Consider the following 13,130-nt stretch of genomic DNA (forward strand, 5'->3'; position numbering starts at 1 on the left):
GCGGCAGAAGGCGGGGAGGCGGGGGAGGCTGTGGCGGACTGGTCCGTGGGGTTGTCGGGGTTCGTCACGGGGGCGCTGATCGCGGTGCTGACCGCGCCGGTGGGCGTGTCGGGGGCGGTCTTCCTGCTGCCGGTCCAGTTGAGCGTGCTGGGCGTGCCCAGTCCGGCGGTCACCCCCACCAACCTGCTGTACAACGTCGTCGCGGGGCCCGGCGCCCTGCTGCGCTACCGCCGCGACGGGCGGCTGGACGGTCCGCTGACGCGCCGTCTGGTCGCGGGCACGCTGCCCGGGGTGGTCCTCGGCGCGGTGGTGCGGGTCTTCGCGGTGCCGGGGCCGGGGGTCTTCCGGGGGCTGGTCGCGGTGCTCCTGCTGCCGCTCGGCCTGTGGCTGGTGCTGCGCGCGGTGCGGCGGCCCGCCGTCGATGCGCGGGTGCGGTCGGTGCCGTCGGGGCGGGCGATCACCGTGCTGGCCGCGGCGGTGGGGACGGTCGGCGGGATCTACGGGATCGGCGGCGGTTCGATCCTCGGGCCCGTCCTGGTGGGCCGGGGCCTCCCGCTGGCCCGGGTCGCGCCCGCTGCCCTCGCCTCCACCTTCGTCACCTCCGTCGCCGGGGCCGGGACGTACGCCCTGCTGGCCCTGATCGGCGACGGGCACATCGCTCCCGACTGGCTGCTGGGCGCGGCCTGCGGTGCGGGCGGTCTGATTGGCGGGTACCTGGGTGCGCGGCTGCAGTCCCGGCTGCCGGAGCGCTTCCTGCGCGCCCTGCTGGGCGTCTTGGCCGCGGGCCTCGGCGGACTCTACGCCGTGCAGGCGTTCGGCTGACCGCGCTCCCCACAGGGGCGTCAGGGCGTTCCGAAGTCGTGCCGGTCGAGGGCGGCGGCCCGCTCCCGGCGGGTGGCGAGGACGGCTTCGCGCTGGTCGGCGGATTCGGCCAGGACGGCGCGGCGTTCGCGCTTGCCGAGGCGGTCGACGTACAGCAGGCCGTTCAGGTGGTCGGTCTCGTGCTGGAGGCAGCGGGCGAAGTAGCCGGTGCCGGTCAGGGTGAGCGGGTTGCCGTGCAGGTCGCTGCCGCCTGCGGTGGCGCGGTCGGGGCGGGCCAGGTCGCGGCGCGGGCCGGGGACGGAGAGGCAGCCCTCGCCCGCTTCGACCAGGCGGCGCGGCTCGGGCGCCTCGTCCAGGACGGGGTTGACGAGGTGTCCGACGTGGCGCACGCCGTCGTCGTCCGGGCAGTCGTAGACGAACACCCGCAGGTCGACGCCGATCTGGTTGGCGGCCAGACCGACGCCGCGGGCCGCGTACATGGTGCGGAACATGTCGTCGACCAGCCGGGTCAGTTCGGCGGTGCCGAAGGCTTCGACCGGGCGGCACGGCCGGTGCAGGACGTCCTCGCCGGCTTCGGTGACCCGCCGGACCGTTCCGCGTCCGGCCTCGGGTGCGAGCGCGGGGTAGTCGTCGACGGGGGTGCCGAGCAGTCGGACCCGTCGGTCGGTCGGAGCGGGGCGCGGGCTGGTCACGGTCGGCCTTCCGGAGTACGAGGGCTACGGGGGCGGGTGCCGCACCGGCTCGAAGCCGGCGCGGCACCTGCTGCGGTGCTGCGTCAGGCCTGGGTGGCGGCGTAGCGGGTGCTGACGTCCTGCCAGTTGACGACGTCCCAGAGCCGGGTGACGTAGTCGGGGCGGACGTTCTTGTACTGGAGGTAGTAGGCGTGCTCCCAGGCGTCGAAGGCGAGCAGGGGGGTGGTTCCCTGGCCGACGTTGCCGTGGTGGTCGTAGACCTGCTCGACGATCAGGCGCTGGCCGAGGGGCTCCCAGGAGAGGATGCCCCAGCCGGAGCCCTGGACGCCGACGGTGGCGGTGGTCAGCTGCTTCTGGAACGCCTCGAAGGAGCCGAAGTGCTCGGTGATGGCGTCGGCGAGGGCGCCCTCGGGGCGGTCGCCGCCCTCAGGGGAGAGGTTCTGCCAGAACAGCGAGTGCAGGACGTGGCCGGAGAGGTTGAAGGCCAGCGTCTTCTGCAGGCCGACGAGGCCGCCGAGCTGGTCCTTGTCGCGGGCCTCGGCAAGCTGGTCGAGGGTCGCGTTGGCGCCGTTGACGTACGCCTGGTGGTGCTTGGAATGGTGCAGTTCCAGGATCTCGGCGGACATCGCGCGCTCGAGGGCGGAGTAGTCGTACGGCAGGTCGGGCAGCGTGTAAACGCCCATGGTCGGAAAGTCCCTTCGACAGTGACGGTCGTGCCGGGCCAACACTATTGCGAGTTGCTTGCAATAAGGAAGATCATGCATCAGCATGTCGTTCGCGGGGTCGGCCCGCCCGTCAGTCGCGTGTGGCGCCTCGCCCTTCCGCTGACGATCGTCTTCCCAACCGGCGCCCGCCGGGACGCAGTTGCCGACCCCGCCCCTCTGGCGAGCAGCCGTCCGCACCTCTTCTGTCGGGCCTTGTTGCAACCTCATCGCAATTGCAATGACTTGTCGATAGTGTCGCTCGCCCCCTACGCTCGTCGGGCCGTGGTGTTCGGGAATCCGGTGCACCGTGCTCGTCACGGGAGTCCGGAGCGGCCCTCGCCACTGTCATGGGGAAGCGTCCTCGTCGTGCCCGCTCGCGCGGGCAGCCACCGGGTCACCGGGAAGGCGGGAGGAGGACGCGCTCCGCCGCGCCCGGAAACGGGCGGGCGGGAGACCCCAGAGCCAGGAGACCGGCCACGGCACCACGTTCCCCGGCCCCCTGCCGGGAGCGCCCCCCATCGAGGAGCTGGAGAGGCCGCCCGTGACCGTCACCACCGACACCGCCAGAACACCGCTGCCGCCCCGCTGGCAGCGCAAGGACACCGTGCGTACCGCCGGACTGCTGGGCGTCATCCTCGCGATGCACGTCGTCGCGTTCGGCACCCTGTTCCTGCTGGTCGCCCCCAACCACTACGCCGTCGGCACCCAGGTGTTCGGCGTCGGCCTGGGCATCACCGCGTACACCCTGGGCATGCGGCACGCCTTCGACGCCGACCACATCGCCGCGATCGACAACACCACCCGCAAGCTGATGGCCGACGGGCAGCGCCCGGTGTCCGTCGGGTTCTGGTTCGCGCTCGGCCACTCCAGCATCGTGATGGCGATGGCCGCGCTGATCGCGGCCGGCGCCAAGTTCGCGGGCACCCTGGTGGACGAGGACTCCTCCGTCCACGGTGCGCTCGGCGTGATCGGCACCAGCGTCTCGGGCACCTTCCTGTACGTCATCGCGGCCATCAACCTGGTGGCGCTGGTGGGGATCTACAAGGTCTACAAGGAGATGCGGGCCGGCCGTTACGACGAGGCCGAGCTGGAGAAGCACCTCGACGAGCGCGGCCTGATGAACCGCGTCCTGGGCCGGGTCACCAAGTCGATCCGCCGCCCCTGGCAGATGTACCCGCTCGGGGTGCTGTTCGGCCTCGGCTTCGACACCGCCACCGAGGTCGCGCTGATGGTCATGGCCGGCTCCGGCGCCGCGTCCGGCCTGCCCTGGTACGCGATCCTGTGCCTGCCGCTGCTGTTCGCCTGCGGCATGAGCCTGTTCGACACCCTCGACGGCACGTTCATGAACTTCGCCTACCACTGGGCGTTCTCCAACCCGGTCCGCAAGGTCTACTACAACCTCACCATCACCGGCCTGTCGATCGCGGTGGCGTTCTTCATCGGCACCATCGAGCTGGTGAGCGTGCTGCACGAGAAGCTCGACCTCACCGACCCGCTCAGCACCTGGATCGCGGACATCAGCCTCGACAACGTCGGCTACGTCATCGTCGGCCTGTTCGTCGTGGTCTGGGCGTGCGCGCTGGCCTACTGGCGGTTCAGCAACGTCGAGCAGCGCTGGGCCGCGAGGGCCGCCGCCAAGGTCGGACGTCGCGTCAACCGGTGCCCGGGCAGTCGGAGCACCGGCCGCTGAGCACCAGCGCCTCGACCCGGAACCCGGTGTGCGCCGCCGCCGCGGACAGGCCGTCGTCCAGCAGCGCCACCGGGAACTCGCCGACCGCGCCGCAGCCGGTGCACACCGTGTGGTGGTGCGGCTCGCCCACCATGCCGAAGGTGAGTTCGCCGTTCGGCCCGTGCAGGGAGTGCAGCAGGCCCAGCCCCATCAGCCTCTCCACCGTCCGGTAGACGGTGGAGAGGTCGATGCGGCGCCCACCCGCCGTGGCCCGGGCGTGGATCTGACTTGCCGTCAAGTGTCCGCCGTGCGAGCGGACGGCCTCCAGGACACGCACCCGCGGCTCGGTGCACCGACTGCCGCCCTCGCGCAGCAGCCGACGGCTGACCTGCTCCTCGTCCGGCCCGGACCGCTCCGCCCCGGCGGGAAGGTCCGCCACCACTCGGTGATCCACTGAGTCCCCTTCGGTTCCTGGTGCGCCGAGTATGGCAAATGCGAACAAACCACCGCCAGGATCTGTCCGGACGGGTGTTACGGGCCGTCAGGGAGCAGTGCCGGGACGGAATGCGGGCGGCCGTCGGGGCCGATCGCGACGAAGACCAGCCGGGCCGTGGCGACGTCGGCGACCGGGCCGGTGAGGTTCCAGCGTTCCGAGGTCACGGCGACCGAGACGTGCATGGAGGTGCGCCCGGCGCGTTCGACCCGTGCGTGGACGCTGAGCAGGTCACCGGCCCGGACGGGAGCGAGGAAGGACATCCCCTCCACGGAGGCGGTGACCGCCGGGACGCCCGCGTGGCGGCCCGCGGCCGCGGCGGCCGCGTCGTCGATGAGCTTCATCACCACGCCGCCGTGCACCGTCCCGTAGAGGTTGGTGTCGTGCTCGCTCATGATGTGGGCGAGCGTGACGGCGGACTCGGCCGGCGTGCGGGTGGGGACGGGTGAGGTCGTCATCGGGCCGTCACCCCGGAGCAGGTGGTGCGCTTCACGGAACTCTCCTTCGCGAGTTCACGGACCCGAACGCGCGGACGAGGCGGCCGGGCCGGGCGGCCCGCCGTCGCCGTCGCCCGCCCTCGGGGTCGCGGTGGGGCCGCGGACCACCGCGGTCCGCGGGCAGCGGCAGGTCTTCGGACTCGCGGGCACGGCCACCCGCCCTCGAAGGAGGGCGGCCACCTACCGGCCGTCGCTTCCCGGGGCCCGTGGGCCCCAGTGCCTGTGACGGCTGTCGTTCCCGCTCACCGCTGCGGGGCAGTCCCGGATTCCCACCGGGTTCCCTCTTGCGACGCACCCGCCCGGGAGGGCGGGGCGAACCAGCTGCACCGGCCACTCTACGTCCCGCTCCGAGCAGGTCGAGGACGCCCGTTGCCGCGGCCGGTTCAGGCACGGGCGGCCAGCTCGGCGGCCAGGGTCTCGCCCGCGCGGGCCGTCTCGGCCTCGTTCAGGCCGCCGCCCTGTGCGGTGTCGGCGCTGCCGCCGCCCCGGCCGCCCAGCGCCTCCCGGAGCAGGTCGGCCGCGGACAGGCCGGCGTCCCGGCCGGTCCGGTTGACCGCGACCACCAGGTGGCCGCCCTTGGGGCCGCTGCCGGTGACGGCCGCCACCCCGGGCCGGTCGGCGGGCAGGCGGTCGCGCACCGCCCGGGCCAGCAGTCGGGCGTCACCGGGGTCACCGCTCTCCGTCAGCCGGGCCAGCAGCACGCCCCGGACGTCCTGCGCGGTCGGCGCGGCCCCGGCGGCGCGCCGCTCCAGGGCCTGCTGCCGCAGGCGTTCGGCCTGCTGGTCGGCGGCCTTCAGCCGGGCGGTCAACGCGGCGATGCGGTCGGGGAGTTCGGCGCGCGGAGCCTGGAGCTGCTCGGCGAGACGGGCCACCAGGTCGCGTTCGCGCGCGAGGTAGCCGAAGCCCTCCAGCCCGACCGCCGCCTCGACGCGGCGCAGCCCCGCGCCGACGGAGGACTCGGCGGTCAGCGCGAGCACCCCGATCTGGGAGGAGTGGTCGACGTGGGTGCCGCCGCACAGCTCGCGTGACCACGGGCCGCCGATCTCCACCACCCGCACCTGCTCGCCGTAGGTCTCGCCGAACAGGGCGAGCGCGCCGAGCTCCCGGGCCCGCTCCAGCGGCATCCAGACGGCGGAGACCGGGAGGTCGTCGCGCAGGGCCCGGTTGGCGACCTCCTCGACCTCGCTGCGGGTGGCGGCGCTCAGCGCGGAGCGCCACGGGAAGTCCAGCCGCAGGTAGCCGGGCCGGTTGTAGGAACCGGGACTGCAGCGCGGTGGGGCCGAGGACCCGGCGCAGCGCGGCGTGCAGCACGTGGGTGCCCGAGTGGGCCTGCCGGGCGCCGTGCCGCCACTGGGCGTCGACCTCCGCGCGCACCGGCGCCCCGGCGGTCAACTCGCCGGTCAGGACGCGCACCTGGTGGGCGACCAGGCCGGGCAGCGGTCGTTGGACGTCGATCACCTCCGCGTCCGTGCCGTCGGCACCGGTCAGGTGGCCGGCGTCGGGGGCCTGGCCGCCGGACTCGGCGTAGAACGGCGTGCGGTCCAGCACGGCGGTGCCGATTGCGCCGGCCGGGAGCGCGGCGACGGGCGCGCCGAGGGCGTCGAACAGGGCCAGGACGGCCGACTCGGTGGCCAGGGTGTCCCAGACCCGCCAGTCGGTCGGCCCGTGGTCGGCCAGCAGCGCCCGGTAGGCGGTGGTGTCGGCGTGGTGGGCCTTATTGGCGCGGGTGTCCTGGCGGGCGCGCTCGCGTTGGGCCTCCATCAGGGCGGCGAAACCGGCCCGGTCGACGGTGACGCCCTGCTCGGCGGCGGTCTCCAGCGTGAGGTCGACGGGGAAGCCGTAGGTGTCGTGCAGCCGGAACACCTCCGCGCTGTCCAGGGCCCGGGTCCCGCTGTCCCTGGCGCGGCGGATCGCGGTGTCCAGCACGGTGCTGCCCTGGCGGAGGGTCGAACGGAAGACCTCCTCCTCGGCGGTGGCGAGTTCGGCGATCCGCGGGTAGTCGGTGGCGGTCTCCGGGTACGAGTCGGCCATCCGGTCGCGGGCCACCGGCAGCAGTTCGGGCAGTGCCGGATCCTGGTGGCCGAGCCGCCGCATGGCCCGCACCGCACGGCGCAGGATGCGGCGCAGCACGTAGCCGCGGCCCTCGTTGCCCGGTGCGGTGCCGTCGGCGAGCAGCATCAGCGCGGTGCGGACGTGGTCGGCGACCACCCTTAGCCGCGCGTCCGCCTGCTGGTCGGCGCCGTAGCGGACCCCCGCGAGTTCGGCGGCCCGGTCCAGCACCGGGCGGAGCTGGTCGGTCTCGTACAGGTTCGGCGCGTCCTGGAGCAGGGTGGCCATCCGCTCCAGGCCCATGCCGGTGTCGATGGTGCGGCGCGGGAGCTCGCCGAGGATCGGATAGCCCGTCTTGCCAGTGCCCTCGCCGCGCTCGTACTGCATGAAGACCAGGTTCCAGAACTCCATGAACCGGTCCTCGTCGACGGCCGGACCGCCGTCCCGGCCGAGTGCGGGGCCCGGTCGTAGTACAGCTCCGAGCAGGGGCCGCACGGGCCGGGCACACCCATCGACCAGAAGTTGTCGGCGTCGCCGCGCTCCACGATCCGCTCCGTTGGGAGGCCGGAGATCCGCGCCCACAACGCGGCCGACTCGCGGTCGTCGTGGTGGACCGTCACCCAGATCCGCGCCGGGTCGAGCCCGAAACCGCCGTCGGCGGGTGCGGCCGTCGACAGCTCCCAGGCCTGGGCGATCGCCTGCTCCTTGAAGTAGTCCCCGAACGAGAAGTTGCCGTTCATCTGGAAGAACGAGCCGTGCCGGGTGGTCCGCCCGACCTCTTCGATGTCCAGGGTGCGCACGCACTTCTGCACGCTGGCGGCGCGCGGCCACGGCGGCTGGGCCTCGCCGGTCAGGTAGGGCTTGAAGGGGACCATGCCCGCGTTGACGAACAACAGGGGCGGATCGGGGGTCGGAAGCGGCGCCGACGGGACGACGGTGTGGCCGCGGGCGGCGAACCAGTCCAGGAAGCGGCTGCGGATCTCGGCGGTCTGCACGGTGTCCCTCCAGGTGCGGTGCTCGGGAGTCTGGATCAGGTCAGGTAGCGGCGGGCCACCCCGGGCAACTCGCTGTCGGAGGTGCCCGACGCCCGGCCGCCGCACAGGCGTTCGGCCTGGACGGAGAGGTCGAGGGCGGAGCAAGGCGTTCGGACGGGGGTGTCGGGGGCGATGGCCCGCAGGGCCCGGCGCAGCAGTCGCAGGCGGCTGGTGCGCAGCCGGGCGCGGGTCTCGGGGTTCACCGCTCGGCTCCGGCGGGGTGGCGGGGGCCGAGCAGGACGGCCAGGTCGTCGAGGTGCGGTGCGGCCGGGTGCCAGCCCTGCCGGAGGTAGAAGTCCAGCGGGCCGTCGGGCCGGGCCGTGGTGAGCAGCCAGCAGCGCCCGCCGGCCGCATCGGCGGTGACGGCCTCCAGCAGGGCCGCGCCGATGCCCCGCCCCGCGTTGCCGGGATGGACGGCGAGTTCGTCGACCACCCGGGCGCCGCACAGCCAGGCGCTGGTGCGGTCGGGGCCGAGCGCGGCCGCGACCTGGGGGTGGGAGCGGTCGTCGGGGAAGGGGTCGGGGGTGGTCCAGGCGGTGGCGAAGCCCAGCAGGTCGCCGTCCGGGCCGAGGGCCGCGGCGGCGGTGAAGCTCGGCCGCAGCACGTCCTGGGCCAGCCGTTCCAGGTAGGCGTCAGCGCGGTGCGCGGGCTCGTGCCAGGGTGGCCCGCCGAAGGCGGCCGCGTAGACCGCGCGGACCTCGGCGGTGATGTCGAGCAGGTCGCCGGGCGGCAGCAGCCGGACCTGGTGCGCGGTCATGCCGCCACTCGCGGGCGGGGGGTGAGTGCGGCGTACTCCAGCGGCGCGGACGGGTCGATCGAGACGTCGAGGGGGGCGGGCGCGGCGCCGGAGCGCACCAGCAGGTCGCCGATGGCGGCGACCATCGCGCCGTTGTCGGTGCACAGGTGGAGGGGTGGGACGCGGAGGGTGAGGCTGGCGGCGGCGCAGCGCTGCTCGGTCAGGGCGCGGATGCGGGAGTTGGCGGCGACGCCGCCGACCACGACGAGGGTGTCGATGCCGTGGTCGGTGCAGGCGCGGACGGCCTTGCGGGTCAGTGTGTCGGCGATCGCCTCCTGGAGGGAGGCGGCGGCGTCCGGCACGTTGGGGGCGGTGCCGGCGGCGCGGTGGGTCTCGGTCCAGCGGGCGGCGGCGGTCTTCAGGCCGGAGAAGGAGAAGGCGTACGGGTCGTCGTTCGGCCCGGTGAGGGGCCGGGGCAGCCGGACGGCGGCCGGGTCGCCGGTGCGGGCGGCGCGGTCGATGGCGGGGCCGCCGGGGTAGGGCAGGCCGAGGATGCGGGCGGTCTTGTCGAAGCACTCGCCGGCCGCGTCGTCCAGGGTGTCGCCGAGGTGGACGATCGGGTCGCGGGCCAGGTCGCGGACCAGCAGCAGCGAGGTGTGGCCGCCGGAGACGATCAGCACCACGCACGGGTTCGGCAGCGGCCCGCCGTCCAGCGTCGCGGCGGCGACGTGTCCGGCCAGGTGGTGCACCCCGTACAGCGGCACGCCGAGCGAGAACGCGTATCCCTTCGCGGCGGCGACGCCGACCTGGAGCGCGCCGGACAGGCCGGGGCCGGTGGTGACGGCGACCGCGCCGACGTCGGCGAGGGTCAGCCCGGCCCGGTCAAGGGCTTCGCGCACCACCGGGGCCATCGCGTGCACGTGCGCCCGGGCGGCGATCTCCGGCACCACGCCGCCGTAGCGGGCGTGCTCGTCCATGCTGGAGGCCACCGCCTGGCCGAGCAGTACTCCGCCTCGGACCAGCCCCGCCCCCGTCTCGTCGCACGACGACTCGATCCCCAGCACCACCGGTGACTGCGACACCAGCCCACCCTTCCGTATTGCCTGCTGATTGCTATTGCAACCTATGTGCAATAGTGCTGGACGGGCCGTCCGGCGGGCAAACGGCGCGCGGCGCCTCGCTGCCGATCCACGGCCTCTTTGCCGAAGGGAAACAGATGAGCGCTCGGGGGAGCGGGTAGGTGCCATGACCACTTCGATCAGCGCCGGTGATCCGGTCCGAGCGCACGAGCCGGGCCCGGGTCCGCACCCACCCGGCACCGAGCACCCGGACTTCGGGGCACTCGTGCGTGACCAACCGACCGACCTGGTGGTGTGCCACATCTGCGGCCGGGGGTTTCGCGCCCTGGGCTCCCACCTGCGGGCACACGGCCTCACCGCCGCCGACTACCGCACCCGGTACGGACTGCGCAGGAGGCGCTCGCTCAGCTCGCGCGAACTGGGCCGAACCCGCTCGGCGCGCCAGACCACGGCCTACCGGGCTTCCGCCGAGCTGCGGGAGAACTTCGCGACGGGCCAAGCCATGGCCCGCTCCGGGGAGCTGACCCGAGCCGCGGCCCGGCAGGCGGCTCGGCCCGCCCCGGCGGAACTGGTGCGCACGCGGGCGGAACACCTGCTCGCCGGGCGCCGCACCCGCTCCGCCCAGGCCCACGCGCGGGCCCGGGAGGCCGCCGCACGGCTCGGCTTCACCGCCCTCCCCGATGCGCTCGAAACGCTTTACACCGAAAGGCAGTTGAGCATCGAAGAGACCGCCCGGCAGTTGCGGATCGGCCGCGCCACCCTGCGCGGCCTGCTCGCCGACAACGGCATCCCGCTCCGGCCCACCGGCGTCAACTCCCCGGCCGGACGCCGTGCCAGGGTGGGGATCAACGACGAGCGGACGGCACGGCTCGTCGGCACCGCGGACATCGCCGGATGGCTGCGGGAACGCCGGTCCGCTGGCGCCACCCTGCGGGAACTGGCCGAACAGACCGGGCGCAGCGTCCCCTGGATCGCCGAACGGCTCAAGAGGTGACGGTCCGGGCAGGACTGTCCGGCCCAACCGGGGAGCGGTCCTCCCGCCGGATCCATAGCGTCGTGGGCAGCGGACGGCACCGGCCGTCCGATCGAACGGAGAGGTCGACGATGACCAAGCGCATCGCCCGCATCACCGCCGTGTCCCTGCTCGCCGCCGGGCTGGTGGCGGTTCCCGCCGCCGGTTCCGCCCTCGCGGCCGGCAGCCACGTGGAGGAGTCCTACAGCCACGAGACTTCCGCGATGACCGAGCACGTCTCGTACACGGACCGCGAGCACTACCAGTACAGCGAGACCACCTGGGGCCCGTCCCACTACGGCAACGGCAACGGCTACGGCAGTGGTTACGGTTTCGGGCACGGCCTGCTCGGCCTGGGGCTGATCGTCCTCTGACGTGATCCGGCCCTGATCGGCCGGGGACGGGACCCGTGGTGCCAGCCGGAGAGCCCCGTCCCCGAGGTGCGTGAGGAGACCTGGTCAGGTCCCACGCACACCGACTCTTCGCCGTGGTGGCCACGGCGGATTGGTCCCGTTCCGCAGACCTCGTCCTTCCGGCTCGATCCGAACGCCGTTCCCCCCGCGCGGAGGCCGTAGGTGCATGACGCACCGGCCGGTCCGGCGGCGGACGCCCGATCGCCGCACCCCGCCGGGTCTCAGAAGCCGTTGTCTTTCCAATAGCGATGGGTGCGTTTTCGCTGGTCAGACATAGTGTCGGTGCCTTGGTGGCAGAGACGGGGTGTCGTGTCGTCTCTTCGGTGGAGGTGCCGGATGCCGTCGGTGATGGGGCTGCTGGAGGAGCGTGAGCGTGCCGCCCGGCAGCGGGTGGAGGCCCTGCAGGCTGAGCTGCAGGAGGCGGAAGCCTTAGGGGAGCGGTTCGTGACTGCTCGTCAGACGGTGGCCGAGGTTTTGGCAGAACCTCCTGTGGGGGAGGAGGCATCGCCGACCGGGGTGAGGGGTGAGCGGCCTGCGCGGGTCGCCTTGGCGGTGCCCGGATCTGTGGCTCCCGCCTGGAGGGAAGGATTCGATCCGGATGTGCTGGCGCCGGACTACCAGCGGCTCGTGGAGATCCTGGCGGGGAGCGGGGAGGAGATGGACTGTCGGCAGCTCGCGGCGGCCTTGGGTCTGGAGGCCGTTCCGGCGAAGGTGGAGGGAGCGCGGTCGAAGGTGAAGCGGCCGGCCGCGCGGGGCCGGCTCGTCGAGGAACGGCCGGGGATGTTCAGCCTGCCCGCCGGGCGAGCCGGCGGCTCATGACCATGGTCATCGACCACCGGATCATCGCTTCGGAGGTGTCAGCGCGGGTCTCGTAGTCGCGGGCCAGGCGGCGTGAGTGCATCAGCCACGACAACGTCCGCTCCACCAGCCACCCTTTCGGCAGCACCACGAAGCCCGTCGTGTCATTCGTCCGCTTGACCACGGTCAGTGCGATCCGCAGCGCGTCACGGGCGAGGTCGACCAGGCGTCCGGTGTAGCCGCCGTCGGCCCACACCGGCGAGATGCGCCAGTGGCGCTGACGCAGCCGCTCCAGCAGCGTGCCGCCAGCCTCGCGGTCGGTGACGGATGCGCGGCGGTGACCAGCGCCGTCAGCAGCAGCCCGAGGGTGTCCACGACGATGTGCCGCTTGCGGCCGTTCACCTTCTTCCCGCCGTCGAACCCCCGGCTCGTGACCGGCACCGACGCCGCCCCATTCACCGATTGGGCGTCGATGATCCCGGCGGTCGGCTCCGGATCACGACCCGCCGCCTCGCGGACCCGGTCGCGCAGCCGGTCGTGGAACTCGCCGATCAGGCCCTTGTCCCACCAGCGCCGGAAGAAGGCGTAGACGCGGTCCCAAGTGGGGAAGTCCGCGGGCACCGCCCTCCAGGCGTCGCCGCCCGCGACCAGGTAGCGCACCGCGTCGACCAGCTGCCGGTGGCAGTAGCCCTCCGGCTGCCCGCCGCGGCCTTCCATCCAGGCCGGCACGGGCATCGCATCGCGCACCACCGCCCACTCCGCATCCGTCATGTCAGAGAGGTACCTCGGACGCCTGTGCGGCCGGTCCCCGGCGTTCCCGAACCGGTGAGCGAGGCAATCACACGACAAGGGCGCGGAGTTGGACGACAACTTCACAGAGACGGAAGACTGTGGCACCAGGAGCCTCCTGTCGCTCGGCTGGATTCGACACCCACGAGCTGTACGGGACGCCCCACTTTCATGCCCTGCCGACCGAAGATCACCCGACCGAGTCGGCAGATTCGAACTCATGATCATCAAGGTCGATAGGGCAACGGCTAGTAGTGCTTTGTTAGGTCGGGGCTGGGGTTGGTGTGGCGGCGGGGCGGTGGCATGTCGGGCATGGTCCGTTCCAGGTGGCCAGGAGCTGTTG

Annotated in this window: 14 protein-coding genes, 1 pseudogene and 2 riboswitches; of the genes and pseudogenes, 5 read left to right on the forward strand and 10 right to left on the reverse strand. The window is 73.3% G+C overall.

The features are described 5' to 3' along the window. Nucleotides 1–30: 30 nt before the first annotated feature. Complete coding sequence (locus ACZ3J7_RS38295; RefSeq protein WP_465627972.1) at nt 31–822, forward strand: sulfite exporter TauE/SafE family protein; 792 nt, start codon at nt 31–33, stop codon at nt 820–822. A gap of 20 nt (nt 823–842) precedes the next feature. Here ACZ3J7_RS38295 and def read toward each other — a convergent pair whose 3' ends face one another. Then, complete coding sequence (gene def / locus ACZ3J7_RS38300; protein ID WP_465627974.1) at nt 843–1,514, reverse strand: peptide deformylase; 672 nt, start codon at nt 1,512–1,514, stop codon at nt 843–845. Between the two features lie 83 nt (nt 1,515–1,597). Then, a complete protein-coding gene (locus ACZ3J7_RS38305; protein ID WP_465627976.1) occupies nt 1,598–2,197 on the reverse strand; it encodes a superoxide dismutase in 600 nt (199 codons plus the stop codon). A gap of 287 nt (nt 2,198–2,484) precedes the next feature. After that, a riboswitch (cobalamin riboswitch) is annotated at nt 2,485–2,711 on the forward strand. A gap of 48 nt (nt 2,712–2,759) precedes the next feature. Here ACZ3J7_RS38305 and nicT point away from each other — a divergent pair. Continuing rightward, entirely contained in the window at nt 2,760–3,908 is a 1,149-nt protein-coding gene (nicT, locus tag ACZ3J7_RS38310) for a Nickel transporter NicT (protein WP_465627978.1), read from the forward strand. Here nicT and ACZ3J7_RS38315 read toward each other — a convergent pair. The 6 genes and pseudogenes from ACZ3J7_RS38315 to tsaD all read right to left on the reverse strand — a co-directional run bounded on the left by ACZ3J7_RS38315 (nt 3,871) and on the right by tsaD (nt 9,778). Further along, nucleotides 3,871–4,326, reverse strand: coding sequence for a Fur family transcriptional regulator (locus ACZ3J7_RS38315; RefSeq protein WP_465627980.1), 456 nt, complete (start codon nt 4,324–4,326; stop codon nt 3,871–3,873). The genes nicT and ACZ3J7_RS38315 overlap by 38 nt on opposite strands. Nucleotides 4,327–4,418: 92 nt before the next feature. Beyond that, nucleotides 4,419–4,838 carry an acyl-CoA thioesterase gene (locus ACZ3J7_RS38320; protein WP_465627981.1) on the reverse strand — a complete coding sequence of 140 codons (420 nt, stop codon included), beginning with the start codon at nt 4,836–4,838 and terminating at the stop codon, nt 4,419–4,421. Nucleotides 4,839–4,985: 147 nt separating this feature from the next. Further along, a riboswitch (cobalamin riboswitch) is annotated at nt 4,986–5,215 on the reverse strand. A gap of 45 nt (nt 5,216–5,260) precedes the next feature. Continuing rightward, nucleotides 5,261–7,921, reverse strand: a pseudogene (alaS, locus tag ACZ3J7_RS38325) (alanine--tRNA ligase). Between the two features lie 35 nt (nt 7,922–7,956). After that, entirely contained in the window at nt 7,957–8,163 is a 207-nt protein-coding gene (locus tag ACZ3J7_RS38330; protein ID WP_465627983.1) for a hypothetical protein, read from the reverse strand. After that, on the reverse strand, nt 8,160–8,717 hold the full coding sequence (locus ACZ3J7_RS38335) for a GNAT family N-acetyltransferase (protein ID WP_465627985.1): 558 nt from the start codon (nt 8,715–8,717) through the stop codon (nt 8,160–8,162). The genes ACZ3J7_RS38330 and ACZ3J7_RS38335 overlap by 4 nt, the downstream gene beginning before the upstream one ends. Next, nucleotides 8,714–9,778 carry a tRNA (adenosine(37)-N6)-threonylcarbamoyltransferase complex transferase subunit TsaD gene (gene tsaD / locus ACZ3J7_RS38340; RefSeq protein WP_465627987.1) on the reverse strand — a complete coding sequence of 355 codons (1,065 nt, stop codon included), beginning with the start codon at nt 9,776–9,778 and terminating at the stop codon, nt 8,714–8,716. The genes ACZ3J7_RS38335 and tsaD overlap by 4 nt, the downstream gene beginning before the upstream one ends. A 262-nt stretch (nt 9,779–10,040) precedes the next feature. Here tsaD and ACZ3J7_RS38345 point away from each other — a divergent pair, with 262 nt between their 5' ends. The 3 genes from ACZ3J7_RS38345 to ACZ3J7_RS38355 all read left to right on the forward strand — a co-directional run bounded on the left by ACZ3J7_RS38345 (nt 10,041) and on the right by ACZ3J7_RS38355 (nt 12,019). Further along, complete coding sequence (locus ACZ3J7_RS38345; protein ID WP_465627989.1) at nt 10,041–10,769, forward strand: MucR family transcriptional regulator; 729 nt, start codon at nt 10,041–10,043, stop codon at nt 10,767–10,769. 110 nt (nt 10,770–10,879) lie between these two features. Further along, nucleotides 10,880–11,161 carry a hypothetical protein gene (locus tag ACZ3J7_RS38350; protein WP_465627991.1) on the forward strand — a complete coding sequence of 94 codons (282 nt, stop codon included), beginning with the start codon at nt 10,880–10,882 and terminating at the stop codon, nt 11,159–11,161. A gap of 375 nt (nt 11,162–11,536) precedes the next feature. After that, nucleotides 11,537–12,019, forward strand: coding sequence for a hypothetical protein (locus tag ACZ3J7_RS38355; RefSeq protein ID WP_465627993.1), 483 nt, complete (start codon nt 11,537–11,539; stop codon nt 12,017–12,019). Here ACZ3J7_RS38355 and ACZ3J7_RS38360 read toward each other — a convergent pair. Both ACZ3J7_RS38360 and ACZ3J7_RS38365 read right to left on the reverse strand, forming a co-directional pair. After that, nucleotides 11,985–12,254 (reverse strand): hypothetical protein, encoded by a 270-nt coding sequence (locus ACZ3J7_RS38360; protein WP_465627995.1) that lies wholly within the window; start codon nt 12,252–12,254, stop codon nt 11,985–11,987. The genes ACZ3J7_RS38355 and ACZ3J7_RS38360 overlap by 35 nt on opposite strands. Next, nucleotides 12,185–12,769, reverse strand: a complete 585-nt coding sequence (locus tag ACZ3J7_RS38365) for a transposase (RefSeq protein ID WP_465627997.1) — start codon at nt 12,767–12,769, stop codon at nt 12,185–12,187. The genes ACZ3J7_RS38360 and ACZ3J7_RS38365 overlap by 70 nt, the downstream gene beginning before the upstream one ends. Between the last annotated feature and the right edge of the window lie 361 nt (nt 12,770–13,130).

The organism is Kitasatospora sp. NPDC015121 (assembly GCF_055562955.1).

Bases quoted from the DNA above. Each gene is read 5' to 3' on its own strand.
- ACZ3J7_RS38305 (WP_465627976.1), bottom strand. From the start codon at position 2,197: ATGGGCGTTTACACGCTGCCCGACCTGCCGTACGACTACTCCGCCCTC.
- ACZ3J7_RS38320 (WP_465627981.1), bottom strand. From the start codon at position 4,838: ATGACGACCTCACCCGTCCCCACCCGCACGCCGGCCGAGTCCGCCGTC.
- ACZ3J7_RS38335 (WP_465627985.1), bottom strand. From the start codon at position 8,717: ATGACCGCGCACCAGGTCCGGCTGCTGCCGCCCGGCGACCTGCTCGAC.
- ACZ3J7_RS38350 (WP_465627991.1), top strand. From the start codon at position 10,880: ATGACCAAGCGCATCGCCCGCATCACCGCCGTGTCCCTGCTCGCCGCC.
- ACZ3J7_RS38355 (WP_465627993.1), top strand. From the start codon at position 11,537: ATGCCGTCGGTGATGGGGCTGCTGGAGGAGCGTGAGCGTGCCGCCCGG.
- ACZ3J7_RS38365 (WP_465627997.1), bottom strand. From the start codon at position 12,769: ATGACGGATGCGGAGTGGGCGGTGGTGCGCGATGCGATGCCCGTGCCG.